The following is a 25,572-nucleotide window of genomic DNA, read 5'->3' as shown; positions in this document are numbered from 1 at the left end:
CTTCGCTATGCTGGGGGCATTCGTCCCCCCCCGGTTGCGAGACCCCCATGGCCCTTTCCGACGACTTCCTGCCGCTGTTCGATATTCCCGAGCCCCTCAAGGCGCCGCTGGGACACGTGCATCGGCGCCTGGCCGAGGCCCTTGAGCAGGCCGACAACCTGGCCGGGATGACCGGGCGGGAGTCGCCGCTGGAGGACTGGCAGGGGCTCTCGACGGCACGCCGGGAGCAGCTGGCGCGGGTGCTCTCGGTGTCGGACTTCGTCGCCGAGACCCTGGTGCGCTACCCGGAGTGGCTGCTGCACCTGGATGCCAGCGGCGAGCTGGACACCGCCCCCGACGCCGAGGTGCTGCGCGACTGGCTCGACGAGCGGCTGGAGGCCGCCGAGGACGAGGCCGCCATGCAGGCGGCGATCCGACGCTTCCGGCGCGCGCGGATGACCGGCATCGTCTGGCGTGACCTGACCCGCCCCGAGGGGATCGACATGTGGGCCACCGCGGCTGCGGTGTCGCGGCTGGCCGAGACCTGCCTGGAGGGGGCGCTCACCTGGCTGGAGCGCTTCCTCGAGCCCCGCTGGGGTCGGCCCGCGCCGCGCCGCGACGGCAGCGAGCAGCGCCTGGTGGTGCTGGGCATGGGCAAGCTGGGGGCCGGCGAGCTCAACCTCTCCTCCGACATCGACCTGATCTTCGCCTTCCCCGAGAAGGGTGAGACCGAGGGTGGCCGCAAGTCCCTGGAGCACCAGGAGTACTTCACCAAGCTGGGGCAGCGGCTGATCGGCGCCCTGGACGCGGTGACCGCCGACGGCTTCGCCTTCCGGGTCGACATGCGCCTGCGCCCGCTGGGCGACGGCGGCCCCCTGGTGGGCAGCTTCTCGTCCCTGGCCGGCTACTACCAGGACCAGGGGCGCGAGTGGGAGCGCTACGCCATGCTCAAGGCGCGCCCGGTGGCCGGCGACCTCGACGCCGGCGCCGAGCTGCTGGCCAGCCTGCGGCCCTTCGTCTACCGCCGCTATCTCGACTTCGGCGCCATCGAGTCGCTGCGCGAGCTCAAGGGCATGATCAACCGCGAGGTGCGCCGCAAGGGCATGGAGGGCAACATCAAGCTCGGCCCCGGCGGCATCCGCGAGGTGGAGTTCGTGGTGCAGGCCTTCCAGCTGATCCGCGGCGGTCGCGATACCGAGCTGCAGGTCACCTCGCTGAGGACCGCCCTGACGCGGCTGCCCGAGCTCGGCCTGCTGCCCGCCGAGGTGGTCGAGGAGCTCACCCCCGACTATGTGTTCCTGCGCGACCTGGAGCATGTGCTGCAGGCCCTGGAGGATCGCCAGACCCAGAGCCTGCCCGAAGACGACCTGGACCGGGAGCGGGTGGCCCTGGCCCTGGACATGGAGGACTGGCCCGCGGTCATGGCCCGCCTCGACGAGGTGCGGGCCCGGGTACGCCGGCACTTCGATGCGGTGATCGCCGACCCGGAGGAGGAGGTCGAGGAGGGCGACGCCGGCGAGGAGGCGGGCATCGCCCTGGAGAGCTGGCGCGCCCTGTGGCGCGGCGAGCTCGACGCGGAGGAGGTCGCCGAGCTGCTCGAGGAGGCCGGCTTCGAGGACCCCGCGGCGGCGGCCCGGCGCCTGCACGGGCTCTACCAGTCGCGCCAGGTCCAGGGCATGCAGCGCATCGGCTACGAGCGGCTGGAAGCGCTGATGCCGCTGCTGATGGATGCCGTGGCGGAGAGCGAGGCGCCGGACACGGCGCTGGAGCGCGTGCTGCCGCTGGTCGAGTCGGTGCTGCGGCGCACCGCCTACCTGGCGCTGCTGCGCGAGAACCCCGATGCCCTGGGCCACCTGATGTCGCTCTGCTCGGCCAGCCCCTGGATCGCCGAGCAGCTGGCCCGCTACCCGATCCTGCTCGACGAGCTGCTCACCCCGGAGACCCTCTACACGCCGGCCGACAAGGCGCGGCTCTCCGACGAGCTGCGCCAGGCGCTGGGGCGGATTCCCGAGGAGGACGAGGAGGCCCAGCTGGAGGCGCTGCGGGTGTTCAAGCATGCCCAGGTGCTGCACGTGGCGGCCTCCGATATCGCCGGCACTCGCCACCTGATGAAGGTCAGCGACTACCTGACCTTCATCGCCGAGGTGATCCTCGAGGCGGTGCTGGCCATGGCCTGGAAGCACCTGACCCGCAAGCACGGCTTCCCGGAGCGCGCCGAGGGCGGCCGTGCCGGCCATGCCCCGGAATTCCTGGTGGTCGGCTACGGCAAGCTGGGCGGCATCGAGCTCGGCTACGGCTCCGACCTGGACCTGGTCTTCATCCATGACGGCGCCCCCCGCGGCAGCACCGACGGCAAGCGCCCGCTGGACAACCCGGTGTTCTTCACCCGGCTGGGCCAGCGCATCATCCACCTGCTTACCGCAGTGACCCCCGCCGGCAGCCTCTACGAGGTGGACATGCGGCTGCGCCCCTCCGGCAACTCGGGGCTGCTGGTCAGCTCCCTGGAGGCCTTCGCCGAGTACCAGCGCCGCGATGCCTGGACCTGGGAGCACCAGGCGCTGGTGCGCGCCAGGGTGGTGGCGGGCCACGAGCGGCTGGCGGCCCGCTTCGCCGAGATCCGCGGCGAGATTCTCGGGCGCGAGCGCGAGCTTCCGGCGCTGCGCGACGAGGTGGTGAAGATGCGCCACAAGATGCGCGACCACCTGGGCGGCAAGAGCGGGGAGGGTGAGTTCGACCTCAAGCACGACCCCGGCGGCATGGTCGACATCGAGTTCCTCTGCCAGTTTGCCGTGCTCTCCATGGGCCACGAGACGCCCGAGCTGCTGCAGTGGAGCGACAACATGCGCCTGCTCGAGACCCTGGAGGCCACCGGCCGCCTGCCCGCCGAGGAGTGCCGGCGCCTGCGCGAGGCCTACCTGGCCCTGCGCAGCGCCGCCCACCGCGCCTCGCTCACCCGCGAGCCCGCCCGTGGCCGCAAGGAGGCGTTCGAGGCCCATCGCCAGGCGGTCATCGCGGCCTGGGAGCGGCTGCTGGAGCCGCCGGCCTCCTGACCCGCGGCCGGCCTGGCTGCCCCGGCCGGCCCCGTTCTGTTGCTTCCCCGCCATGCTGAAGGCCCCGACCGTCTCGACGGCCGGGGCCTGTTCATCTGGTGGCTGACCGCTGTTTCCCCCCTCATGGCAGAAATAACCAGAATGGCCATTTTTCGCCTCCCGCCTCGTTGCCGCGCGCTCTCCCCGGGCCATAAGCTTCATTCACCCTGACGGGCAGCCGCCCATGTCAGCGAAGCAACGCCAGATTGCCAATCCACCAAGCTATTACAACAAGCCATTACAACAACGGGTGACAACATGTTCTACAAGACAGCGCTAGCCACCAGTGTGCTTCTCCTTTCCTCGGGCATCGCCCACGCTGAGACGACCTATCGGATCGGTATTACCCAGAATAACGTCGGCGTCGACAGCTACCAGACCACCTACGAAAGCGCCTTCGAGGAGGCCGCGGAGGCGGCGGGGAATGTCGATGTCGTGGTGCTCGATGCCGGTGGCGATGTCGCTCGCCAGATCGGCCAGATGCAGGACCTCGTCCAGCAGCAGGTCGACGCTATCATCATCTGGCCGACCAATGGCCAGGCGGTGATTCCCGCCATTCGCCAGGCGCACAACGCCGGTATCCCGGTGGTGGTGACCAACTCCAAGATCGCCGAGGCCGGGCTCGACTTTATCGCGGCCTTTTCCGGTCCGGACAACGTCCAGCAGGGCATCTCGTCCGCCGAGATGATGTGCGATGCCCTGGGGGGCGAGGGCCAGATCGTGCAGATCTCCGGTCAGCCGGGCTATACCACCGCCATCGAGCGGGCCGCCGGGTTCGAGGAGCGTCTCGCCGAGCTCTGCCCCGACGTCGAGCTGATGGAGACCCAGCCGGGCAACTGGAACCGTGAGCGGGCCCAGCGCGTCATGGAGGACTTCCTCACCAAGTACGACCGCATCGACGGCGTCTACTCCGGTGACGACAACATGGGGGTCGGCGCCCTGAATGCCGCCAAGGGGGCCGACCGGGCCGACGAGATCATCTTCATCGGCGCCACCAACTTCGCCGTGGGCTACGACGCCATCGCGCGTGGGGAGTATTACGGCTCCATCTACCAGTCTCCCGTGGACGATGCCGAGGCGGCCCTGCAGACGGCACTGGACGTGCTGGCCGGCGAGGAAGTTCCCAAGCTCAACTTCTTCGAGACCCCGAAGATCACCGCTGAAAACCTGGAAGAGTTCGACCGTCCGGTCTTCTGACGTCACGGTCAACTGCCCGGGGCAGGCGTCGCACGAGCGATGCCTGCCCCGGGTGACAGGACTGGCCGGAGCGCAGTCATTCCTTACGCACGGTCCTACCTAAACAGGTGATTCTCATGTCTTCTGCAGAACAAACCAAAACACGACTCCTGGCGGGAAATGTCAGCAAGGCGGGGGTGATGAGCTTCCTCTCCGCCCAGGGTATCCTGATCTTCTTCCTGCTGGGCATGGTCGTCTTCTCGTTCTTCTCCGAGCAGTTTCTCTCCCAGTCGAACATCATGACGGTGGTCCGGCAGGCCTCGATCATCGGCATCATCGCCGTCGGCGTCACGGTGGTGATCATCGGCGGTAACCTGGATCTCTCCGTAGGCTCGATGCTGTCCTTTTCCACCGTCCTGGTGGTGGATCTCCACGACAAGATCGGCCCGACCAATGCCATTCTGATGATGTTCGCCCTGACCCTGATGCTCGGCGCCGTGAATGGCGTCCTGATCGGCTTCATGCGGCTGAACTCCCTGATCGTCACCCTGGCCATGCTCTCCATTATCCAGGGCCTGGTACTGATCTACAGCGGTGGCCAGAACGTGGATATCGCCAATCAGGATGGCACCTGGTTCGCCTTCTTCGGTCGCGGCTATGTGCTGGGGATCGCGGTGCCGGTGCTGCTGTTCGGCCTGCTGGCCATCCTGATGCAGATCGTCATGTCCCGCACCGGCTACGGGCGGCGCATCTTCGCCGTCGGCGGTAACCCCATGGCGGCGGTCTACTCGGGCATCCGCAAGAACTGGTGCGTCTTCAGCACCTACCTGATCTCGGCCTTCTGCGTGGCCTGCGCCGCCCTGGTGCTCGGCTCGCGGGTCATGGGCTCCCAGAACAACGTGGGTCAGGGCTACGAGCTGCTGGTGCTGGCCGGCATCATCCTGGGGGGCACCAGCCTGCTCGGCGGCGCCGGCAGCATCTGGAAGACGGTGATCGGCGTGCTGATCCTCGGCTTCATCCAGAACGGCCTGCTGCTCATGGGCTACCCCTACTACACCCAGTGGATCGTGACCTGGGTGATCATCATCCTGGCCGTCTGGCTGGATCTCGCCAACAAGCGCAAGCGCCTGTTGACGACCCACTCATGACCCGGAGGCATGACACATGATTTCCATCAAAGGTTTCTTCCGTGGCAGGACAGTCATCCAGCCGATCTGGGTCTTCGTCATCGCCATCTTCATCTTCTTCAGCTTCATGTCGGAGTACTTCCTGTCGCTGGGCAACATCACCAATATCCTGGTCCAGACATCGACCATCGGCCTGATCGCCCTGGGCATGACCTACGTGATGATCAACGGCAACATCGACCTCTCGGTGGGGGCGATACTCGGGCTGGCCGCCTCGCTGGCGGTGGGACTGCAGGACTATGGCCTGACCATCGCGATCATCGCGGCGCTGGCCTCCGGCATTCTGCTCGGCGCGATCAACGGCCTGGTGGTGTGGAAGACCGGGGTCAACGCCTTCATCGTCACCCTGGGCGCCATGCTGGGCATCCGCGGGCTGATCTTCCTCTACACCGGCGAGCAGTCCTTCTACTCGATGAACTTCGCCTTCTCGGACTTCGGCGCCAGCACGATCGGGCCGATCCCGGTACTGGCGATCATCTTCCTGGCCTGCACCCTGGTGATGCACCTGGTGCTGACCCGCACCGGCCACGGGCGCAACACCTTCGCGGTGGGCGGCAACCCGGAGGCCTCCATCGACGCCGGCATCCGGCTCGGCCGCCACATGATGATCAACTTCATCATCGTTGGCTTCTTCGCGGCCCTGGCCGGGGTACTGCTGGCCAGCCAGATGGGCGCTGCCACGCCCAACCTCGGGCGTGACTACGAGCTGTGGACCATCACCGCGGTGGTGCTCGGCGGCACCAAGCTCACCGGCGGCTACGGCAGCATCGTCGGCACCCTGGGCGGCGTGCTGGCCATCGGCATCCTGCGTAACGGCATGAACCTGATGCAGGTGCCGGCCTTCTACGTGCTGGTCGTGCTCGGGGTGATCCTCATCTCGGTGCTGATCATCGACAAGAAGCTCAATGTGCCCTCGACCAAGGAGGTGCGGATATGACTCCCGTCCACGCCACGACTGGCCAGCGCCAGCCGATCGACGCCGACCCGGTGCTCAAGCTCGAAGGCATCACCAAGCGCTTTCCCGGGGTGGTGGCCCTCAACAAGGTCGACTTCGACGTTCGCCCCGGCGAGGTCCATGCCCTGCTCGGCGAGAACGGCGCCGGCAAGTCCACCCTGATGAAGGTGCTGGCCGGCAAGCACCAGGCCAATGAGGGGCGGATCATCCTCGGCGGCGAGGAGATGGCCTTCGAGAACCCCAAGCATGCCAAGCGGGCCGGGGTGGTGCTGATCCACCAGGAGCAGTCGCTGGTGCCGGAGATGACCGTGGCCGAGAACATCTTCCTCGGCAGCCTGCCGAAGAAGTGGGGCAACCGGGTCGACTGGCGCAAGCTGCGCGAGGACACCAATGCCATCCTCGAGACCCTCAAGTGCAGCTTCCGGCACGACGACCTGGTGGGGTCGCTGTCGATCGCCAAGAAGCAGATGGTCGAGATCGGCCGGGCGCTGGTCTTCACCCCCCGGGTGGTGGTGTTCGACGAGCCGACCGCCTCGCTCACCGACCACGAGAAGCCGGTGCTGTATGACGTGATCCACTCGCTCTGCGAGCAGGGCGTGGGGATCGTCTACATCTCGCACCGCATGGACGAGATCTTCCACCTCTCCCATCGCATCTCGGTGCTGCGTGACGGCGAGTACACCGGCACGGTCAATACCGGCGAGACCAGCGAGGACGAGGTCACGCGGATGATGATCGGCCGCAGCCTGGAGCTCGACCACGCCAGCAAGCCCACCGAATTCGGCGAGAACATGCTTGAACTGCGCAACCTCACGGTGAAGCGGATCTTCGAGGATGTCAGCTTCAACGTCCGCAAGGGCGAGATCGTCGGCATGTATGGCCTGGTGGGGGCGGGGCGCTCCGAGGTGGCCGAGACCATCTTCGGGCTGCGCACGCCCGTGGCGGGCGAGGTGGTGCTGGATGGCGAGGTGGTGAACTTTCGCAACACCCACGATGCGGTGGCCGCGGGAATCGCCCTGGTGCCCGAGGATCGCAAGGACCAGGGGCTGATCCTGGGCATGAACTGCCGGGACAACATGACCCTGGCGAGCCTCTCCAGCGTCTCCTCCGCGGGCTTCATGAAGGGCTCGGCCGAGCGCAGCGTCTACGACAAGTACCACCAGGCGATGAAGATCAAGACCCCCAGCTGGCGCCAGAAGGTCGGCAACCTCAGCGGCGGCAACCAGCAGAAGATCGTCATCGGCAAGTGGCTGCATACCCACCCCAAGCTGCTGATCCTCGACGAGCCGACCCGCGGCATCGATGTGGGCTCCAAGGCCGAGATTCACGCCCTGGTCAAGGACCTCGCCAAGTCCGGCTACGCGGTGCTGGTGATCTCCTCGGAGATGCCGGAGGTGCTCGGACTGAGCAACCGCATCATCGCCATGTACGACGGCCGGGTCACCGCCGAGTTCGACGGTGACAGCGTCAGCGAGGACGCGCTGGTGCAGGCGATCACCGGGATGGGCACGTCAGCCCCGGCGGCGGCGACCGCCTAGGTGGATTCGCCGCCGCGGCGCCCGCTGGGGCGCCCCCATGCACCTTCAACGTCTGAGGAAAGATTCATGCAACCCTTTGTCTATCATGGCCTGCCATCTCGGGTGGTATTCGGCCAGGGGACCTTGTCGCGCCTCGCCGAGGAAATCGAGCAGCTCGGCTGCCGCCGGGCCCTGGTGCTGGCCACTCCCCAGCAGCAGGAACAGGCCCGCGCGGTGCTGGAGCAGCTGGGCGAGCGCGGGGCCGGGCTGTTCACCGAGGCCGCCATGCACACGCCGGTCGAGGTGACCGAGCGCGCCATGCGGGTGGTCGAGGAGCTGACGGTGGACTGCACCGTGGCCATCGGCGGCGGTTCGACCATCGGCCTGGGCAAGGCCATCGCGCTGCGCACCGGGCTCCCCCAGGTGGCCATCCCCACCACCTATGCCGGCTCCGAGATGACGCCGATCCTCGGCGAGACCCGCGACGGCATCAAGACCACCCAGCGCACCCTGGAGGTGCTGCCCGAGACGGTGATCTACGACGTCGACCTGACCCTCTCGCTGCCCGCCGGGATGTCCGGCACCAGCGGCATCAATGCCATCGCCCATGCGGTGGAGGCGCTCTACGCCCGCGACCGCAACCCGGTGATCTCACTGATGGCCGAGGAGGGCATCGCCGCGCTGGCCCGCAGCCTGCCGGTGATCGCCGGCGACCCGGGCAACGCCGAGGCGCGCGCCGATGCCCTGTATGGCGCCTGGCTGTGCGGTACCTGCCTGGGGTCGGTGGGCATGTCGCTGCACCACAAGCTCTGCCACACCCTGGGGGGTTCCTTCGACCTGCCCCACGCCGAGACCCACACCATCGTGCTGCCCCATGCGGTGGCCTACAACGCCCCGGCGGCCCCCGAGGCGATGTCGCGCATCGCCCGAGCCCTGGGCTGCGAGGATCCCGCCGCCGGCCTCTTCGACCTGGCCCGGGCGGTGGGTGCGCCCACGGCGCTGGAGGAGATCGGCCTCAAGCCGAGTGATGTCGAGCGCGCCACCGAGATCGCCACCCGCAACCCCTACTGGAATCCCCGCGAGGTCGAGGCCCAGGGCATCCATCGCCTGCTGAGCCATGCCCTGGTCGGCCATCGGCCGGCGAGCGAGGAGGGAGTCCAAACATGAAGACGCTATTTACGAATGCCACCGTGATCACCATGGACCCCGAGCTCGGCGACCTGGCCGACGGCCAGGTGCTGGTGGAAGACGACCGGATCCTGGCCGTGGGCCATGACCTGCCGGCCGAGGGCGCCGAGGTCATCGACTGCCGCGGCGGCATCCTGATCCCCGGCCTGGTCAACGCGCACATGCACACCTGGCAGACTGCCCTGCGCGGGGTGGCCGCCAACTGGACGCTGCTCGAGTACTTCGGCCATGTCCACCGCGGCCTGGCGACGCTCTTCACGCCCGACGATATCCAGATCGCCACCCGCATGGGGGCGCTCAACCAGCTCAACTGCGGCACCACCACCCTGGGGGACTGGTGCCACAACAACCCCACCCCCGAGCACACCGATGCGGCGGTGCACGGGCTCAAGGCGTCCGGCATCCGGGCGCTGTTCTTCCATGGCTCGCCCAAGCCGGACCCCAAACCGGGGCAGCCCCACTTCAGCGAGATCCCCCATCCGCGCAGCGAGGTCGAGCGGCTGCTCGAGGGCGAATTGGCCGACCCCGCAGGGCGCGTCACCCTGGGGCTGGCCATCCTCGGGCCGCACTACTCCACCCTCGAGGTCAGCCTGCAGGACTTCGAGCTGGCCAAGGAGTTCGGCCTGGTGGCCTCCATGCACCAGGGCGGCGGCGAGGCCGTCAGCCCCGGTGGCTGGGACGTGATCGAGGAGAAGGGGCTGCTGGGGCCGGACATCAACATCGTCCACGGCCAGAGCCTCAGCGACGCTCAGCTGGCGCGCTTCTGCGCGCAGGGGGTGACCTTCTCCGTCGCGCCCGAGAACGAGATGACCCAGGGGCACGGCTTCCCGATCACCGGCCACGTTCGCCGGCATGGCGGCGTGGTCTCCCTGGGGGTGGACCTGGAATCGGTGATCTCCGGTGACATGTTCACCGTGGCCCGCATGGCGCTCGGCATGCAGCGCTCGCTGGACAACGATGCCTCACGGCGCGAGCGGGGCGGCATTCCCGAGACCTCGACCATCCGCACTCGCGAGGCGCTTCAGTGGATCACCCTCGACGGTGCCCGCGCCCTGGGCCTGGAGGCGCGCATCGGCAGCCTGACGCCGGGCAAGCAGGCCGACCTGGTGCTGCTGGACAGCGGCCTGCTGAACATGCAGCCGGTCAGCGATCCGGTCTCCACCGTGGTCATGCAGGCGAGCCTGGCCAATGTCGACAGCGTCATGGTGGCGGGAGAGTTCCACAAGCGACACGGCAGGCTGCTGGCGGACGTCGAGGAGGGGGTCCGCCACCTGGCAGCCTCCGGTCACCGCATCTACGCCGAGCTTCAGTCACGGCAACAAGGGGGGACAACACAATGACAGCCACCAACAAGGTCGCCTGGATCGGCCTCGGCAAGCTGGGCCTGCCCATGGCCGCGCGGATCGCGGCGGCGGGGACCCCCGTCCAGGGGTTCGACCTCAGCGCCGAGCGGATGGCCCTGGCCGAGCAGGCCGGCATCGCCCCTCACCCGTCCCTGGCCGCCGCCGTCGAGGGGTGCCGCCTGGTGTTCGTCTCGATCCCCGATGACCGGGCGCTGCTGGGTCTGCACCTGGGGCCGGAAGGCCTGATCGAGGCGATGGCCCCGGGCAGCGTGCTGATCGAGACCAGCACCGTCAGCATCGAGGCCTCCGCCCGGGTGGCCGAGGCCGCCGAGGCGCGGGGCATCGCCTATCTGCGCAGCCCGGTGTCGGGCAACCCCGTCGCCGCCGAGTCCGGCACCCTGTCGGCCATGGTCTCCGGCCCGCGCGACGCCCTGGAGGCGGCCGTGCCGGTGATGGCCGCCTTCACCAAGGCCCAGTACTGGCTCGGAGACGAGGAGCAGGCCCGCTACGCCAAGCTGGCGATCAACCTGATGATCGCGGTGAGCGCGGGGATGATGGGCGAGGCCCTGGCCATGGCCCGCAAGGGCAACATCGGCTGGGAGGCGATGCTGGACCTGATGGCCGACAGCGCCGTCGGTTCGCCGATGGTCAAGTACAAGACCCAGCCGCTGAAGGACCGCGACTTCACCTCCACCTTCTCGGCCGCCCAGATGGCCAAGGACCTGGACCTGATCCTCGGCTGTGCCCACGCCGACGGTGTTGCCGTGCCCCTGGCTGCCCAGATGCGCGAGGCCTACAGCTCGCTGATCGGCACGGGCCACGGCGAGGACGACTACATCGCCACGATCCACCATACCGAGCGCCTTTCCGGGCTGCCGGCCATCGAGAGCGCCTCCGGCGCCAGGGGATGACGAGATGCGAAACCTTAACGCCGTGAACATCACGGATGCCGTGATCGAGCAGTTCGCCGGCTGCGGTGACGAGCGCCTGAAGCAGGTGCTCAACAGCCTGGTCACCCACCTGCACGCCTTCATCCGCGAGGTGGAGCCCACCGAGCAGGAGTGGACCCAGGCCATCGACTTCCTGACTCGCACCGGCCAGATGTGCGACGACAAGCGCCAGGAGTTCATCCTGCTCTCCGACACCCTGGGCGTCACCATGCTGGTCGACGCCATCAATCACCACACCTCGGATCCCATGGTCTCCGAGAGCACGGTGCTGGGCCCCTTCTATGTGGCCGATCCGCCCCAGGCCGCCCGGGGCGAGTCGATCGACTGGAACGTCGAGGGGGAGCCCTTCTTCGTGGAGGGGCGGGTGCATGATGAGCGCGGCGAGCCCCTGGCCAATGTCGTCATCGATGTCTGGCAATCGGACAGCGAAGGGTTCTACGACGTCCAGAAGGAGCTCGAGGGCGCCTCGCTGCGGGCCCGGTTCACCACCGATGACCAGGGGCGCTATGCCTTCTGGACGGTGACCCCTTCGCCCTACCCGATTCCCACCGACGGCCCGGTCGGCAAGATGCTGGAGGTCACCGGTCGACACCCTTATCGCCCCGCCCACGTGCACTTCATGCTGATGGCCGAGGGCTTTGAAACCCTGGTGACCCAGGTCTTCGCCGAGGACGACCCCTATCTCGACTCCGACGCTGTCTTCGGCGTCAAGGATTCCCTGGTCAGGGAGTACCAGCTGCTGCCGCCGGGAAAGGCACCGGATGGACGGTCGATGGAAGTCCCCTTCCGCCATCTGACCTACGACTTCGGCCTCAAGGCGAGCCGCTAGTCCCACTGCAAGACGAGACACCCTGAAGCCAATACCATCCAGCAAGAGGAAAGCGACATGACAGCTATCGACAACAACGCAATCGAGACCCTGTTCACCCAGGCGCGTACCCACAACGTCTGGCAGGACCGCAGCGTCAGCGACGAGACCCTGCGCGAGCTCTACCACCTGATGCACTTCGGCCCGACCTCCATGAACTGCCAGCCGACCCGCATCCTCTTCCTCAAGAGCCAGGAGGCCAAGGAGCGTCTCAAGCCCGCGCTGCTGCCGGGCAATCAGGAGAAGACCATGAAGGCCCCGGTGGTCGCGGTGCTGGGCTTCGACACCGAGTTCCACGAGCATCTTCCGCGCATGTTCTCCCACAACAAGGACGCCAAGTCGCTGTTCGAGGGCAAGCCGGACTTCATCCATACCACCGCCTTCCGCAACAGCTCGATCCAGGGCGGCTACTTCATCCTGGCGGCCCGGGCGCTGGGCCTGGATGCCGGGCCGATGTCAGGCTTCAACAATGCCGCCGTCGACGAGGCCTTCTTCCCGGACGGCAAGGTGAAGAGCAACTTCCTCTGCAACCTGGGCTACGGCGATGCCGAGGCACTCTTCCCGCGCCAGGAGCGCTTCGCCTTCGAGGAGATCTGCGAGGTCCTGTAACCCCGTCTTTCGGGAGGCGACTCCCGGAAGCCCGTGAGGCACTTTCCTCACGGGAGCCAATGGCAAACTCCGATTGGGCCGTGATCGCCACGGCCCCTTTTTGTACCCGGTCACAGAGCAGGGGCCCGCATGCTGTACGACTGGCAGTTCATCGTGTTGATCATCATCGCCGTACTGATCACCGGCATCTCGAAATCCGGCTTCGCCGGCGGCGTCGGGGTGGTGGCGGTGCCGCTGATCTCGCTGAAGGCCAGCCCGGCCTTCGCCGTGGCCGTGATGCTGCCGCTGCTGATCGTGATGGATGTGTTCAGCCTCAAGGCCTGGTGGCGTCACCGTGTGGGCGCCGTGCTCTGGCTGATGTTTCCCCCGGCGGTGCTGGGGGTGGCGGTCGGCTACCTGACCTACGGCCGCCTCGACGAGGACCTGCTGAAGGTGCTGCTGGGGGTGTTCTCGATCCTGTTCGGCCTGTGGGGGCTGCTCAAGCCCTTCCGCGGCCGGGTCCTGCCCGCCTGGACGGGTGCACTGAGCGGCGGTATCGCCGGCTTCACCAGCTTCATCGCCCACGCCGGGGGGCCGCCGCTCAACTTCTACCTGCTGCAGTGCCGGCTCTCCAAGGAGCAGTTCCTGGGAACCGCCGTGGTCTTCCTGGCCGCCACCAACCTGGTCAAGCTGGTGCCCTACGGCATGCTCGGCCTGCTGAATGTCGAGAACCTCACCATCGCGCTGCTGCTGATCCCGGTGGCCTGGCTGGGGGTACGTCTGGGGCTGGTCATCCAGCAGCGGCTGAGCGGTGAGCTCTTCTTCCGGATCATCCTGGGCCTGCTGATCCTGCTGGGCATTCGGCTGATCGTCGACGGCTGGGGGTAGCCGCGTTGGCGTCGCGTTTGCGGCCAGGCGTTGGGCGGCGCTATCTTGTGGCACTCCCTTTCTTCCTGCCTCGAGGCGACCATGAGCGACCTCCCCGACGAGAGCCATCCCGAGGGGCCCTACGACAGTCTGTCCCAGACGCCGAGGCCGAAGCTCTCCGATACGGAGCTCTCTCGCTTCATCGACTTCATCGAGAAGTTCGAGGAGGAGACCGAGCACTCGCTCTCCCTGAACCAGGGCTACCGGGAGCTGCGCATGATGCTTCACCTCATGCGCAACCATCTGGCCGGCCGGCTGACGACGCCCACCTCGCTGGCGGATGCGTCCGGGCTCTCCTACGGTACCGCCAAGCGCGGGATCGAGAGCATCATCAAGCGCGGGCTGATCCTGTCACGCCCCAGGACCAGGTCGGGCAAGACCGTCTCGCTGCACCCCTCGCCCATGATGATCGAGGAGTGGGAGGCCTATGCTCACCGCATCAAGGGCCTGCTGGGCCCGCTGTTCGGCGTGGACCCGGCCTCGGAGTCCGGTCGCCGGATCTTCCTCGGCGCGGCCGAGACGGATCGCGTGATCTCTCCACCGGCGGTGCTCTCGGCACGGCTCGAACTGAAGGGCGGGCTGCGTGGGCTCATCCACGCCGATCCCACCTTCATGGCGATGCACAACCTGAAGCAGCAGCTGGAGTCGATCTTCGGTCTCGAGATCCACAACTCCGCCAGGTCGATCGATGACCTTCTCGAGGCGATCCTCACCAATGCCGGCCGGGCGAAGTCCCGCTATGACCTGGTGGCCTGCGACCTGCCCTGGTTCGGGGAGCTGGCGTCGAAGGGCATCCTGACGCCCCTCGATCGTTTCATCCGGCGCGATGCCTATGACCTCTCCGACTTCCATCCTGTCGCCGTGCAGAGCACGCGATACGCCGGTGAGCAATACGGCATTCCCCTGCAGACCACCCCGGAGCTGCTCTGTTACCGGACGGATATCCTCGAGGAGGCACAGCTCGAGCCCCCCACGACGACCGAGGAGCTGATCAAGGTGGCCAGGCGGCTGCATGACCCTGCCCGGGGGCGTTACGGCATTGCCTGGAATGCCGCGCGAGGCACGCCGCTGGGCCATACCTTCAGTTTCCTGATGGCCAAGTTCGGTCAGCCGATCATCAACCTTCGCCGCTGCGAGGAAGGCTATGACTTCCAGCAGGCGTCCGGGGAAGAGCTGCGGCCAATGTTCCAGTCGGATGCCGCCTACCGGGCCTGCGAGTACATGCTGGATATTCTCAAGTATTCGCCCCCCAACATTCTCCACATGGCATGGTACGAGCGAGCCCAATCCTATGCCTCCGGCGAATCCTGCATGGCCTACTGCTACACGCTGCTGGCGCCGCTCATCGAGTTCGATCAGAAGTCGCCAGCCTGGGGCAACACGGGCTATCTGCCGCACCCCATCGGCAACCATGGCCGTGCGATCACCCCGATCGGGGGCTATGCCCTGGCCATTCCGTCCAACCTCGCCGAGGAGCGGATCGAGAGTGTCTGGACGGCCCTGCGTCACCTCACCTCGGCCAACATGTCCAAGCTCTATATCCTGAACGGGAGCCTGGTGACCCCGCGCTTCAGCGTCAGCCGCGACCCGGAGGTCTCGGCGCTGTCACCGCTTATCGGAATCGTGGATGACATGGCGAGGAAGGATATCCTGCAGGCCTGGCCGCGGCCTCCCGTTCCGGGCATCACCGACCTGATCAGCATCGCCGGACACGAGATCTTCGAGGTGCTGGACGGGCGGCGCTCCATCAAGAAGGCCCTGTCCTTGGCGCAGGACAGGGCCGATCGGGTGATGCGAGACAGGGGCTGCTACTGAGCCATCGACCGGCTGGCCGATGCCATCACTGCAGGATCATCCCGCCGTCGATCATCAGCAGCTGGCCGGTCATGTAGTCCGACTCTGGGCTGGCCAGGAAGGAGGCCGTGCCGACCACATCTTCCGGGTAGGAGTAGCGCTTCATCAGGATCATCTTCTCGGCGAGCTCGTCCATGGACTGGCCCTGCTTGTCGAACTTGCCGATGCTAACCAGGTCCTTGTCGAGCTGCTCCCACAGCTCGGTGCGCACCACGCCGGGGCCGTAACCGTTGACGGTGATGTTGTGGTCGACCAGCGCCTTGGCGCCGCCGTTGATCATGGCCAGCACGGCGTGCTTGCTGCAGGAGTAGGGCACCACGTCATCGAAGGCCTGGCGCGACAGGATGGAGCCCACGTTGAGGATCTTGTAGGGCCCGTTCTCCTTGCCCTGCGCGATCATCTGCTTGGCGGCTTCCTGCATGCCGAGCAGGCAGCCCAGCGCATTGACGTCCATGATCTGGTGCCAGTTCTCCTCGGTGATGTCGAGGAACATCAGCGGCTTGTTGATGCCGGCATTGTTGACCATGACATTGAGGCTGCCGAAGGCGTCGACGGTGGCCTGCACGGCGGCCTTGACCTGGTCCCTCTCGGTCACGTTGAGCTTGACCGCGATGGCCTTGCCGCCGTCCCTTGCGTTGATGCGCTGGACCACTTCCTCGCAGCCCTCGATGTTCAGGTCGGCCACACAGACATTGGCCCCCTGGGCGGCATAATGCTCGGCGACGGCAGCCCCCATGCCGCGTGCGGCGCCGGTAATCAGGCAGTTTTTCCCTGCCAAACGTGTCTTGTCCATCGGGTCACCTCTTGGAGTTGTTGAAGGCAAAAGCATGGCGACATGCCATGTCGATATGTGGCCCCCGAGTCGGGAAGCCGGTCTGGGTGCCGGGAATCCTGTTGATGTTCCCGGCCATGAAAGCAGCCTGGCGACTTCAAGGTTTCGCTGTGGTCTTGCTGATCCGCATTGTCGGCAGGGCAGGGGGGGGATGCACAGCTGGGGTCAGGGGCAATCTGACCAGATTGGATGTTTCTGCGCCCGGCGCCGCTCCCCCCTCGATGTGGCGCCGGCCGTTCCGCGCGGGCTGGCTGTCTTGCAACCCCGGGGGGAGCGACACACAATCGCGTATTCCGGAGAGGCTCGCGGGTGGCTCTCCTGACGGCTCGGCCAACATGATGTGGAGACAGTCTGATGAGTCAGCGCAAGGTACTGGTACTGCACGGACCCAACCTCAACCTGCTGGGTACCCGCCAGCCGGAGATCTACGGCTACGAGTCCCTGGATGACGTCAACAACGCCCTGCGTGAGAAGGCGGTCCTGGCAGGTTGGGACCTCGATTGCCGGCAGAGCAATCACGAGGGGGAGCTGATCGACTGGATCCAGGCGGCGCGCCTCGACGGTACCGCCGCCATCATCATCAACCCGGCGGCCTATACCCATACCTCGGTGGCGATACTCGATGCACTGAACGCCTTCGAGGGCAAGATCATCGAGGTGCATCTCTCCAACGTGCACAAGCGCGAGAGCTTTCGCCACCACTCCTATGTCTCCCTGCGCGCCGACGGCGTCATCGCCGGCCTCGGCACCCAGGGCTACCAGGCGGCGCTGGATGCTGTCATCAAGGCCGCCGACGGCTGATTCCTTACCCCTGAGCCTTTCCACAAGACAACGCCAGCGGCCCGACCGCTGGCGTTGTGGTTGCTGGGGCAGGGCCGCGGCAGCCTCGTGGTCAGGTGGGTGGCCGGGCTGGTGGTCACGGGTATCGGCGTTCGGGCTGCCGCCGGTGTCGCTTCAGTGCCGGCGCGTCGCGAGGAAGAGCCCGGCCCCGATGATCAGCACGGCGCCCAGGTAGGTGGCCAGCAGTGGGACATCGCCGAAGACCAGGTAGCCGGCCAGGGTCGCCCAGACGATCTGCAGGTAGAGGAAGGGCGAGACCAGGGAGGCGGGTGCGCAGCGCATGGCCAGGATCAGGCTGAGCTGGCTTACCGCCCCGAGGGTGCCGACCATCAGAAAGAGAGGGATGTCGCCGACGGTGATAGGGGTCCAGACGAAGGGGACCACCAGGGAGCTCACCAGGGCGCCGGCCAGTCCCGCATAGAACAGCGAGGCGAGCGGATGGTCGTTGCGCCCGAAGCGCCGCGTGGCCAGCTGGTAGAGCGCGAAGCAGAACGCCATCCCGAAGGGCAGCAGGGCGGCGGGCTGGGCACGCCAGTCCACCGGCCCCACGGCGATCACCACCCCGATGAAGCCGGTCACGACCGCGGCACCGCGTGCCGGGGTCACCTTCTCCTTCAGCAGCGGGATGGCCAGCAGGGTCACCAGCAGCGGCGCGCTGAAATTGATCACATAGACCTGCAGCAGCGGCAGCTCGCGAAAGGCCAGGAAGGCGAAGGTGCTGGCGCCCAGCAGCAGCAGGCCGCGCAGGAACTGGCCGGGAAGCGACTCGATGGAGGCCAGGATTTCCCGGCAGCGGGGCCAGCCGAGTATCAGCAGGTAACCGCCCAGCACCAGCATATGGCCGGCGTAGCGCGCCCAGACCACCTGTACGGGCGAATAGCTCTGGGTGAGCCATTTGACCCCGGTGTCCAGCAGGGTGAACAGCAGCCCGGCCCCCAGCATGAAGGCGATGCCGAGCAGGGGGCGATCGGCGGCAGGGGTGGGGAGCGTGGTCGTGGAAGGCGGCATGGCGCTCGAGCGTCTAGAGGCAGAGGCTTAATACTAGCAGGCTAATCGAAAGCTGCCAGATCAGCCGACCGGCAGCAGCCCGAAGCGGGCCAGCAGCCAGATCGTCAGGCTGATCGTCATGAAGGAGGCCAGGGTGCTGACCATCAGGCCCGCGGCGCTGACGTCGCCCTGGCCATACTGCTTACCGAACAGCGGGTAGACGCTGATCATCGGCGCGCAGGCGAACAGCAGGGCCGCGGCGATCAGCAGCGGGTCGGGGGCGGGCAGCAGCAGGAAGGCGACCAGTACCGCCAGGGGGTGGAGCAGCAGCTTGCCCAGCACCACCTGGCCGACATCCAGGGCCATGCCGCGCACCTTGAGGCCATGCAGCATGCCGCCGATGGTGAACAGCGCCGCGGGGCCGGCGGCCTCGGCGAGCATGTCGATGGCCTGTGCCAGCGGGCCGGGCAGGCGCAGGCCGCTCAGCGCCAGGATGATGCCGATGAGCAGGCCGACCAGCACCGGGTTGCGGGTCAGGCGGGCGAAGGTCTGGCGAACCACCGGGCCCAGGCCGTTACCGTTCTGGCGGCCGGCCTCGGCCAGGATCAGCGCCACGGGAATGATGATCAGGGTCTCCACCACCATGTTCAGCGCCATGAAGATGGCCGCCGGCGGGCCGATGGCCATCAGCGCCACGGGGTAGCCGATGAAGCCGCTATTGGACGCCGACATGCCCAGAGCGTGGATGGCGCCGGCATCCAGGCGCTTGCCGCGCAGCCCCACGGAGAGCGCCAGCCCCAGCAGGAAGACCGCCAGCGATCCCGCCCCGTAGGCCACCAGATAGGCAGGGTTCAGCACCTCCGCGAGGGGGTAGTCGGTGAGGGCGCGGATGATCAGCGAGGGCAGCGCCAGGTACATGACGAAGGTGCCCACGCCCTGCATGTGCTCGCGGCTCATCAGGCCGGAACGGGCGGCAGTGAAGCCGGCGCCGATCAGCAGGAAGATCGGCAGGGTAATGGCCAGTATCTCCAGCACGGTGTTGCCTTCCTTGGAGTGGGGAGAGACTCAGCTGATGCTGGTGCGAATGAGCCGTGACTTCTCCTGCAGCAGCGGCAGGTACTGTTCCATCAGGGTCGCGTGGCTGACCCGGGCGGCATTGGTGCTGATGTTGATGGCGCCCAGCAGCTTGCCGTTGGCGTCGAAGGCCGGCACGGCGATGGAGCGCAGCCCGGAGTCGAGCTCCTGGTCGGCGATGGCGTAGCCCTGCTGGCGCACCTTCAGGATGCACTGCCTGAGCTCGGCCTTGTCGGTGATGGTCTTGTCGGTATGCTGCTCCAGCACCGTCCGCTCGAGCCAGGCGTCGAGCTCCGCGTCCGGCAGCTGGGCCAACAGCACGCGCCCCATGGAGGTGTGGGCCGCCGGCAGTCGGGTGCCCACCGAGAGGGTGATGGCCATCAGCCGGTGGCGCGAGGAGGAGCGCGCCACGTAGATCACCTCGTCGCCATCCAGCACTCCCAGCGAGGACGATTCGCCGCAGGCCTCGGTGATATCCTCGAGCACCTGCTGGATCACGCTGCGATAGTCGTTGGCGGAGAGGAAGGCGTAGCCCAGCTGCAGCACCCGGGGGGCCAGCTCGAAGACACGCTGCTGCTTGCGCACGTAGCCCAGGGCATGCAGGGTCAGCAGGAAGCGCCGGGCGCGGGCGCGGTTCATGCCGGTGCGCGCGGCGACCTCGCTGAGTGTCATGCGCGGATGCGCCTCGTCGAAGGCCAGGATCACCTCCAGGCCGCTGGCCAGGGCGGTGACGAAATCGCGATCGTCGGGGGTCAGGACCTCATCGCTGTCACTGCGTGACATCTCGCTATCCTCCTTGAATTCACTGTCTATTTCCCAGTCTATCATGTTGCCGCATGGCGAACATTAGTTCGCCATGCGGTTTTGTCGTGCGATGAACGCCAGCGCAGGTTTGACCATGGGCCGAAAGCGGGATAAATTGTTCGCATCACAAAACAAAGTTCGCTATTCGAACTTTTGCGAGAGTCACCGCCAGGAGGAGATCCCATGGCCGAGTTCCTGAGCCTGCATGACGCGGTAGCGCGCTACGTCGAGGATGGCGCCACCGTGGCCATGGAGGGCTTCACCCACCTGATTCCCTTCGCCGCGGGTCACGAGGTGATTCGCCAGAAGAAGCGCGACCTGACCCTGATCCGCATGACCCCTGACCTGATCTACGATCAGCTGATCGGTGCGGGCTGCGCGAAGAAGGTGATCTTCTCCTGGGGCGGCAACCCCGGCGTGGGCTCGCTGCATCGCCTGCGCGATGCGGTGGAGAAGGGCTGGCCCCATAAGGTCGAGATCCTCGAGCACAGCCATGCCGCCATGGCCTGTGCCTTCGAGGCCGGCGCGGCGGGCCTGCCCCTGGCGGTGCTGCGTGGCTACGTGGGCAGCGAGCTGCCCAGCGTCAACGACCAGATCAAGTTCATCGAGTGCCCCTTCACCGGCGAGCGCCTGGCGGCGGTGCCCTCGGTGCGCCCGGACGTCTCCATCGTCCATGCCCAGAAGGCCGACCGCGCCGGCAATGTGCTGGTGGAAGGCATCGTCGGCGTGCAGAAGGAGGCGGTGCTGGCTGCCAGGCAGAGCATCGTCACCGTCGAGGAGATCGTCGACGACCTGCGCAGCGAAGCGGACTACCACCCCAACGCCTGCATCATCCCGGGCTGGGCCATCGATGCCATCGCCGTGGCCGAGAAGGGCTCGCTGCCCTCCTATGCCCACGGCTACTACCCGCGCAACAACGCCTTCTACAAGGAGTGGGACGCCATCGCGCGGGATCGCGACACCTTCACGGCCTGGATCGAAGAGAACGTCATGAACGCAGGGGGGAACGCCTGATGAGCCTCGAATACACTTCCTCGGAGATGATGACCGTCACCGCGGCGCGTGCGCTGGAGAACGGCACCACCTGCTTCGTCGGCATCGGCCTGCCCTCCGAGGCCGCCAACCTGGCGCGTCTGACACACGCCCCCGACGTGGTGCTGATCTACGAGTCCGGCACCCTGCAGACCAAGCCCGACGTGCTGCCGCTCTCCATCGGTGACGGCGAGCTGGCCGAGACCGCCCTGACCACCGTGGCGGTGCCGGAGATGTTCCGCTACTGGCTGCAGGGCGGGAAGATCGACGTGGGCTTTCTGGGCACCGCCCAGATCGACCGCTACTGCAACCTCAACACCACCCTGATCGGCGACTACCGCGAGCCCAAGGTGCGCCTGCCGGGCGGCGGCGGCGCGCCGGAGATCGCGACGAATGCGGGAGAGGTCTTCATCACCCTGAAGCACTCCAGGCGCGCCTTCGTCGACCGGGTCGACTTCGTCACCACCCTGGGCTTCGGCCGCGACGGCAAGGGCCGCGACGGCGTGCCCAATATCGGCAAGGGCCCGACCCGGGTGATCACCGATCTGTGCGTGATGAAGCCGGACCCCGAGACCAAGGAGCTCGTCGTGGTGTCGCTCCATCCGGGCGTGACCCGCGAGGACGTGATCGAGGCCACTGGCTGGGAGATCCGCTTCGCCGAGCGGCTCGAGAGCACGCCCGAGCCCAGCGATAAGGAGCTCGAGATCCTGCGGGACCTGAAGGACCGTACCGCCCGCGCCCACGCCGGGGCGTGATGCCGCCACCCGCAGCGATTTCCAGGAGATAAGGCAATGACCGACGTATTCCTCTGCCATCCGCGGCGCAGCGCCGTGGGCCGCTTCGGCGGTACCCTCTCGAGTGTGCGCCCCGACGACCTGGCGGCCGCCATCTTCAAGGCGGTGCTGGCACAAGCCCCCGAGCTGGACCCTGCCGCCATCGAAGAGGTCTTCATGGGCTGCGCCAACCAGGCCGGCGAGGACAACCGCAGCGTGGCGCGCATGTCGCTGCTGCTGGCGGGCATGCCGGTATCAATCCCCGGCACTACCCTGAACCGCCTGTGCGGCTCCGGCATGGACGCGGTGGGCTCCGCCTTTCGCGCCATCAAGGCCGGCGAGTTGGACCTGGCGCTGGCCGGCGGCGTGGAGTCCATGTCCCGGGCGCCCTACGTGATGGGCAAGGCCGACAGCGCCTTCTCCCGGGGCCAGAAGATCGAGGACACCACCATCGGCTGGCGCTTCATCAACCCGCTGATGAAGCAGGCCTATGGCGTCGAGTCCATGCCGGAGACCGCCGAGAACGTGGCCGAGCAGTTCAAGATCTCTCGCGAGGATCAGGACGCCTTCGCCCTGCGCTCCCAGCAGAAGGCCGCCGCCGCCCAGGCCGCCGGCCGCTTCGCGCTGGAGATCACCGCCATCGAGATTCCGCGCCGCAAGCAGGAACCGCTGCGCTTCGACCAGGACGAGCACCTGCGCGCGACGACGCTCGAGAAGCTCGCCGCCCTGCCGGCACCCTTCCGCGAGGGCGGCAGCGTCACCGCCGGCAACGCCTCCGGGGTCAACGACGGCGCCGCCGCCATGCTGGTGGCAAGCGCCGCCGCGGTGGAGAAGCACGGCCTCACCCCCATGGCGAAGATCCTCGGCATGGCCACCGCCGGCGTCGAGCCGCGCATCATGGGCATCGGCCCGGTGCCCGCGGTGCAGAAGCTGCTCGCGCGCACCGGGGTGTCGCTGGACGAGATCGACGTGATCGAGCTCAACGAGGCCTTCGCCGCCCAGGCGCTGGCCTGCCTGCGCGAGCTGGGGATCGCCGACGACGACCCGCGGGTCAACCCCAACGGCGGCGCCATCGCGCTGGGCCACCCGCTGGGCATGTCCGGCGCCCGGCTGCTGCTGACCGCGGCCCACGAGCTGCAGAAGAGCGGCAAGCGCTACGCCCTGTGCACCATGTGCGTAGGCGTGGGGCAGGGCATCGCGACCCTGATCGAGCGGGTTTAACAGGAGAGTTTCCATGGCATTTCTGAACATCAACGGGCGCAGCGTCGCCTATCGCCTGCTCGGCAGCGAGGCCAACCCCCTGGTGGTGCTGGCGCACCCCCTGGGCATGAGCCAGGCGGTATGGGACGACGTCCTGCCGGCGCTGCTGCCGCGCTACCGGGTGCTGACCTGGGACCTGCCCGGCCACGGCGCCAGCCAGGCCTGGGGCGAGCGTCCGATCACCCCGGCCGACCTGGCCGCGGAGGCCCTGGCCCTGGCCGACCTCGCCGGTGCCGAGCGCTTCCACTTCGCCGGCACCTCCATCGGCGGCGTGGTGGGCCAGCAGCTGATCAGCGAGCACCCCGAGCGCCTGCTCTCCGCCACCCTGACCAACACCGGGGCGGTGATCGGCAATGCCGAGCTGTGGAACACCCGCGCCGGCCGCATCCGCGTGGAGGGCCTGGCGGCGATGTCCGAGGAGATCGTGCCGCGCTGGTTCGCCCCGGCCTGCTTCGAGGCCGAGCCGGCCCTCAGGGCGGGCTGGTGCACCCAGATGGGCCGCGGTGACGATGACTCCTACGCCAGGCTGTGCGAGATGCTGGGCAGCCACGCCTTTACCGGCAAGCTCAGCGGCAAGCCGGTGAAAGTGCAGCTGCTGGGCGGGAGCGAGGACCTGGCCACCCCGCCGGCGACCCTCGAGGCCCTGGCCGCGGAGCTCGACGGCGCTCCCCTGGAGATCCTCGAGGGCGTAGGTCACGTGCCCTCCGTGGAGGTGCCCGGCCTGTTCGCCGAGCAGCTGCTGGCGGTGATCGAACAGGCCTAGGCGTGCCGCCTGGCCCCAACACACAAGAAACACTCAATCAGTCACGCCTCGGCGTGAAAAGAGGTCTCCATGTCCAACCCCTGCATCATCTGTGTCGCCATCACCGGCAGCCTGCCGCGCAAGGAAAACAATCCGGCCGTGCCGATCACCGTCGAGGAGCAGATCGAGAGCACCCAGGCGGCCTTCGAGGCCGGGGCCACCATCGCCCACTGCCACGTGCGCAACGATGACCAGACCCCCAGCTCCGACCCGGAGAAGTTCGGGCGCCTTGTTGAAGGCCTGAAGAAGCACTGCCCGGGCATGATCATCCAGCTCTCTACCGGCGGCCGCTCCGGGGCGGGTGAGGAGCGTGGCGGCATGCTGCCGCTCAAGCCCGACATGGCGAGCCTGTCGGTGGGCTCCAACAACTTCCCCAACCGGGTCTACGAGAACGCCCCCCAGCTGGTCGACTGGCTGGCCGGCGAGATGCTCAAGTACGACATCAAGCCCGAGATCGAGGCCTTCGACCTGTCGCACATCCACCAGGCCGTCAACCTGTCGAAGCAGGGCAAGCTCAAGGCGCCGCTCTACGTGCAGTTCGTGATGGGCGTGAAGAACGCCATGCCGGCCGACAAGCCGACCTTCGATTTCTACATCGAGACCCTCAAGCGCCTGGCGCCGGATGCCCAGTGGTGCGGCGCCGGTGTCGGTTCCAACCAGCTCAAGCTCAACGAGTGGTCCATCGCCGCCGGCGGCCACACCCGCACCGGCCTCGAGGACAACGTGCGCCTCGACCGCGACACCCTGGCCCCCTCCAATGCGGCTCTGGCCGAGCGAGCCGTGGCGCTGTGCGAACAGTACGAGCGTCCGGTGGCCACCTGGCAGCAGGCGCGCGAGATCCTCGGCCTCGGCCAGCCCGCCTGATCCACCCGCTCGGGTGACACGCCGCCTGCCGTCTCACGGCGGGCGGCGCTGGCATGAATTCGATACCAGGAGGGGAAGCGCATGAACACGACAGTCGACGAGCGCACGCCTGACCATGACGAGATCGTCCGCGTGGTGCAGGGCTATGTGGAGGGCTTTCAGGGCCGTCGGGACAGGCTCGAAGAGGCCTTCCACGAGGACGCCTGGATCCTGGCGGTGGACGCCGAGGGCGGCTTCAGCAAGGACCTGATCAGCGATCGCTTCGCGCGCTGGGCGGCCAGCCACCGGCAGGTGCGCGGTCGCGTCATCCAGGTGACCCAGGCCGGCGAGGTGGCCAGCGTGCTGCTGGGCTTCGACAATACCGAGAACCTGGCGGACTCCTGGGTGGACGTGCTGGCGCTGCTCAAGCTCGACGGCCGCTGGCAGATCACCCACAAGAGCGCCGTGCACAGCACCCGGGCGGACTGGGCGAAGCCCTGAACTGACCTGTTGGCCTCGGCGTGGGTCGGCCTCGAACGGACCGCCGAGGCCATCGTGCGTTTCCCTTAGGAAAAACGTTTCAGGGCGCGTGACCCTGGGTTGAGCCTTGCCCTTCAAGATCCCTGTCTGCTTCCCGCCTCTTCCTGCCACCTGCCCTCGTTGGCAGGGCTGCCATGATGGCGAACTGTCACGTCGAGCGACTC

Annotated in this window: 23 protein-coding genes; 19 read left to right on the top strand and 4 right to left on the bottom strand. The window is 67.3% G+C overall.

All coding sequences use genetic code 11. The annotated features are described in order from the left end of the window. Positions 1 to 47: 47 nt before the first annotated feature. The 12 genes from glnE to NFC98_RS16185 all read left to right on the top strand — a co-directional run bounded on the left by glnE (position 48) and on the right by NFC98_RS16185 (position 15,582). Positions 48 to 3,029, top strand: coding sequence for a bifunctional [glutamate--ammonia ligase]-adenylyl-L-tyrosine phosphorylase/[glutamate--ammonia-ligase] adenylyltransferase (glnE, locus tag NFC98_RS16240; RefSeq protein WP_254275943.1), 2,982 nt, complete (start codon positions 48 to 50; stop codon positions 3,027 to 3,029). A 297-nt stretch (positions 3,030 to 3,326) separates the two neighbouring features. Next, positions 3,327 to 4,265: a sugar ABC transporter substrate-binding protein gene (locus NFC98_RS16235; protein WP_254275942.1), complete on the top strand. Its 939-nt coding sequence runs from the start codon at positions 3,327 to 3,329 to the stop codon at positions 4,263 to 4,265. A 116-nt stretch (positions 4,266 to 4,381) separates the two neighbouring features. After that, positions 4,382 to 5,392, top strand: a complete 1,011-nt coding sequence (locus NFC98_RS16230) for an ABC transporter permease (RefSeq protein WP_254275941.1) — start codon at positions 4,382 to 4,384, stop codon at positions 5,390 to 5,392. 16 nt (positions 5,393 to 5,408) lie between these two features. Further along, positions 5,409 to 6,368, top strand: a complete 960-nt coding sequence (locus tag NFC98_RS16225) for an ABC transporter permease (RefSeq protein WP_254275940.1) — start codon at positions 5,409 to 5,411, stop codon at positions 6,366 to 6,368. Continuing rightward, positions 6,365 to 7,924 (top strand): sugar ABC transporter ATP-binding protein, encoded by a 1,560-nt coding sequence (locus NFC98_RS16220; RefSeq protein WP_254275939.1) that lies wholly within the window; start codon positions 6,365 to 6,367, stop codon positions 7,922 to 7,924. Before NFC98_RS16225 ends, NFC98_RS16220 begins: the two co-directional genes overlap by 4 nt. 66 nt (positions 7,925 to 7,990) lie before the next feature. Further along, entirely contained in the window at positions 7,991 to 9,070 is a 1,080-nt protein-coding gene (locus tag NFC98_RS16215) for a maleylacetate reductase (RefSeq protein WP_254275938.1), read from the top strand. Next, positions 9,067 to 10,431, top strand: a complete 1,365-nt coding sequence (locus tag NFC98_RS16210) for an amidohydrolase family protein (RefSeq protein ID WP_254275937.1) — start codon at positions 9,067 to 9,069, stop codon at positions 10,429 to 10,431. The genes NFC98_RS16215 and NFC98_RS16210 overlap by 4 nt, the downstream gene beginning before the upstream one ends. Continuing rightward, a complete protein-coding gene (locus tag NFC98_RS16205) occupies positions 10,428 to 11,345 on the top strand; it encodes an NAD(P)-dependent oxidoreductase (protein ID WP_254275936.1) in 918 nt (305 codons plus the stop codon). Before NFC98_RS16210 ends, NFC98_RS16205 begins: the two co-directional genes overlap by 4 nt. Positions 11,346 to 11,349: 4 nt before the next feature. After that, a complete protein-coding gene (locus NFC98_RS16200) occupies positions 11,350 to 12,213 on the top strand; it encodes an intradiol ring-cleavage dioxygenase (RefSeq protein ID WP_254275935.1) in 864 nt (287 codons plus the stop codon). Positions 12,214 to 12,270: 57 nt separating this feature from the next. Continuing rightward, entirely contained in the window at positions 12,271 to 12,861 is a 591-nt protein-coding gene (locus NFC98_RS16195; RefSeq protein WP_254275934.1) for a malonic semialdehyde reductase, read from the top strand. Positions 12,862 to 12,990: 129 nt separating this feature from the next. After that, positions 12,991 to 13,728: a sulfite exporter TauE/SafE family protein gene (locus NFC98_RS16190; protein ID WP_254275933.1), complete on the top strand. Its 738-nt coding sequence runs from the start codon at positions 12,991 to 12,993 to the stop codon at positions 13,726 to 13,728. An 81-nt stretch (positions 13,729 to 13,809) separates the two neighbouring features. After that, complete coding sequence (locus NFC98_RS16185; protein WP_254275932.1) at positions 13,810 to 15,582, top strand: ABC transporter substrate-binding protein; 1,773 nt, start codon at positions 13,810 to 13,812, stop codon at positions 15,580 to 15,582. 25 nt (positions 15,583 to 15,607) lie between these two features. Here NFC98_RS16185 and NFC98_RS16180 read toward each other — a convergent pair whose 3' ends face one another. Beyond that, a complete protein-coding gene (locus NFC98_RS16180; RefSeq protein WP_183332534.1) occupies positions 15,608 to 16,414 on the bottom strand; it encodes an SDR family NAD(P)-dependent oxidoreductase in 807 nt (268 codons plus the stop codon). Between the two features lie 393 nt (positions 16,415 to 16,807). Between NFC98_RS16180 and aroQ the strand changes: the two genes are divergently transcribed. Then, positions 16,808 to 17,254 (top strand): type II 3-dehydroquinate dehydratase, encoded by a 447-nt coding sequence (gene aroQ, locus NFC98_RS16175; protein ID WP_254275931.1) that lies wholly within the window; start codon positions 16,808 to 16,810, stop codon positions 17,252 to 17,254. A 153-nt stretch (positions 17,255 to 17,407) separates the two neighbouring features. On the opposite strand, the gene NFC98_RS16170 is transcribed toward aroQ, so the two are convergent. Genes NFC98_RS16170 through NFC98_RS16160 form a run of 3 tightly spaced genes read right to left on the bottom strand, consistent with a single transcriptional unit; the run spans position 17,408 to position 20,137 of the window. Beyond that, entirely contained in the window at positions 17,408 to 18,301 is an 894-nt protein-coding gene (locus NFC98_RS16170) for a DMT family transporter (RefSeq protein WP_254275930.1), read from the bottom strand. Between the two features lie 60 nt (positions 18,302 to 18,361). Then, positions 18,362 to 19,315: an AEC family transporter gene (locus NFC98_RS16165; protein ID WP_254275929.1), complete on the bottom strand. Its 954-nt coding sequence runs from the start codon at positions 19,313 to 19,315 to the stop codon at positions 18,362 to 18,364. Positions 19,316 to 19,345: 30 nt separating this feature from the next. Beyond that, complete coding sequence (locus NFC98_RS16160) at positions 19,346 to 20,137, bottom strand: IclR family transcriptional regulator C-terminal domain-containing protein (RefSeq protein ID WP_254275928.1); 792 nt, start codon at positions 20,135 to 20,137, stop codon at positions 19,346 to 19,348. 204 nt (positions 20,138 to 20,341) lie between these two features. On the opposite strand from NFC98_RS16160, the gene NFC98_RS16155 reads away from it, so the two are divergent. The 6 genes from NFC98_RS16155 to NFC98_RS16130 all read left to right on the top strand — a co-directional run bounded on the left by NFC98_RS16155 (position 20,342) and on the right by NFC98_RS16130 (position 25,369). After that, positions 20,342 to 21,172, top strand: coding sequence for a CoA transferase subunit A (locus NFC98_RS16155; protein WP_254275927.1), 831 nt, complete (start codon positions 20,342 to 20,344; stop codon positions 21,170 to 21,172). Continuing rightward, positions 21,172 to 21,945, top strand: coding sequence for a CoA-transferase subunit beta (locus NFC98_RS16150; protein WP_254275926.1), 774 nt, complete (start codon positions 21,172 to 21,174; stop codon positions 21,943 to 21,945). Before NFC98_RS16155 ends, NFC98_RS16150 begins: the two co-directional genes overlap by 1 nt. 36 nt (positions 21,946 to 21,981) lie before the next feature. Continuing rightward, positions 21,982 to 23,184 carry a 3-oxoadipyl-CoA thiolase gene (gene pcaF / locus NFC98_RS16145; protein ID WP_254275925.1) on the top strand — a complete coding sequence of 401 codons (1,203 nt, stop codon included), beginning with the start codon at positions 21,982 to 21,984 and terminating at the stop codon, positions 23,182 to 23,184. 13 nt (positions 23,185 to 23,197) lie between these two features. Continuing rightward, positions 23,198 to 23,986 (top strand): alpha/beta fold hydrolase, encoded by a 789-nt coding sequence (locus tag NFC98_RS16140; protein WP_254275924.1) that lies wholly within the window; start codon positions 23,198 to 23,200, stop codon positions 23,984 to 23,986. A 69-nt stretch (positions 23,987 to 24,055) separates the two neighbouring features. Next, a complete protein-coding gene (locus tag NFC98_RS16135; protein WP_254275923.1) occupies positions 24,056 to 24,889 on the top strand; it encodes a 3-keto-5-aminohexanoate cleavage protein in 834 nt (277 codons plus the stop codon). Between the two features lie 81 nt (positions 24,890 to 24,970). Beyond that, complete coding sequence (locus tag NFC98_RS16130) at positions 24,971 to 25,369, top strand: nuclear transport factor 2 family protein (protein ID WP_254275922.1); 399 nt, start codon at positions 24,971 to 24,973, stop codon at positions 25,367 to 25,369. Positions 25,370 to 25,572: the final 203 nt, after the last annotated feature.

It is taken from the genome of Halomonas sp. 3H (assembly GCF_024206005.1).
In the GTDB taxonomy this organism is placed as follows: domain Bacteria; phylum Pseudomonadota; class Gammaproteobacteria; order Pseudomonadales; family Halomonadaceae; genus Halomonas; species Halomonas campaniensis.
Note: the sequence above shows the minus strand (reverse complement) of the source record. Positions and strands in the feature narration are given on the sequence as shown.

Excerpts from the sequence above, each read along its gene's own strand:
- glnE (WP_254275943.1), top strand. The coding sequence starts at position 48 with ATGGCCCTTTCCGACGACTTCCTGCCGCTGTTCGATATTCCCGAGCCC.
- NFC98_RS16235 (WP_254275942.1), top strand. The coding sequence starts at position 3,327 with ATGTTCTACAAGACAGCGCTAGCCACCAGTGTGCTTCTCCTTTCCTCG.
- NFC98_RS16230 (WP_254275941.1), top strand. The coding sequence starts at position 4,382 with ATGTCTTCTGCAGAACAAACCAAAACACGACTCCTGGCGGGAAATGTC.
- NFC98_RS16225 (WP_254275940.1), top strand. The coding sequence starts at position 5,409 with ATGATTTCCATCAAAGGTTTCTTCCGTGGCAGGACAGTCATCCAGCCG.
- NFC98_RS16220 (WP_254275939.1), top strand. The coding sequence starts at position 6,365 with ATGACTCCCGTCCACGCCACGACTGGCCAGCGCCAGCCGATCGACGCC.
- NFC98_RS16215 (WP_254275938.1), top strand. The coding sequence starts at position 7,991 with ATGCAACCCTTTGTCTATCATGGCCTGCCATCTCGGGTGGTATTCGGC.
- NFC98_RS16210 (WP_254275937.1), top strand. The coding sequence starts at position 9,067 with ATGAAGACGCTATTTACGAATGCCACCGTGATCACCATGGACCCCGAG.
- NFC98_RS16205 (WP_254275936.1), top strand. The coding sequence starts at position 10,428 with ATGACAGCCACCAACAAGGTCGCCTGGATCGGCCTCGGCAAGCTGGGC.
- NFC98_RS16200 (WP_254275935.1), top strand. The coding sequence starts at position 11,350 with ATGCGAAACCTTAACGCCGTGAACATCACGGATGCCGTGATCGAGCAG.
- NFC98_RS16195 (WP_254275934.1), top strand. The coding sequence starts at position 12,271 with ATGACAGCTATCGACAACAACGCAATCGAGACCCTGTTCACCCAGGCG.
- NFC98_RS16190 (WP_254275933.1), top strand. The coding sequence starts at position 12,991 with ATGCTGTACGACTGGCAGTTCATCGTGTTGATCATCATCGCCGTACTG.
- NFC98_RS16185 (WP_254275932.1), top strand. The coding sequence starts at position 13,810 with ATGAGCGACCTCCCCGACGAGAGCCATCCCGAGGGGCCCTACGACAGT.
- NFC98_RS16180 (WP_183332534.1), bottom strand. The coding sequence starts at position 16,414 with ATGGACAAGACACGTTTGGCAGGGAAAAACTGCCTGATTACCGGCGCC.
- aroQ (WP_254275931.1), top strand. The coding sequence starts at position 16,808 with ATGAGTCAGCGCAAGGTACTGGTACTGCACGGACCCAACCTCAACCTG.
- NFC98_RS16170 (WP_254275930.1), bottom strand. The coding sequence starts at position 18,301 with ATGCCGCCTTCCACGACCACGCTCCCCACCCCTGCCGCCGATCGCCCC.
- NFC98_RS16160 (WP_254275928.1), bottom strand. The coding sequence starts at position 20,137 with ATGTCACGCAGTGACAGCGATGAGGTCCTGACCCCCGACGATCGCGAT.
- NFC98_RS16155 (WP_254275927.1), top strand. The coding sequence starts at position 20,342 with ATGGCCGAGTTCCTGAGCCTGCATGACGCGGTAGCGCGCTACGTCGAG.
- NFC98_RS16150 (WP_254275926.1), top strand. The coding sequence starts at position 21,172 with ATGAGCCTCGAATACACTTCCTCGGAGATGATGACCGTCACCGCGGCG.
- pcaF (WP_254275925.1), top strand. The coding sequence starts at position 21,982 with ATGACCGACGTATTCCTCTGCCATCCGCGGCGCAGCGCCGTGGGCCGC.
- NFC98_RS16140 (WP_254275924.1), top strand. The coding sequence starts at position 23,198 with ATGGCATTTCTGAACATCAACGGGCGCAGCGTCGCCTATCGCCTGCTC.
- NFC98_RS16135 (WP_254275923.1), top strand. The coding sequence starts at position 24,056 with ATGTCCAACCCCTGCATCATCTGTGTCGCCATCACCGGCAGCCTGCCG.
- NFC98_RS16130 (WP_254275922.1), top strand. The coding sequence starts at position 24,971 with ATGAACACGACAGTCGACGAGCGCACGCCTGACCATGACGAGATCGTC.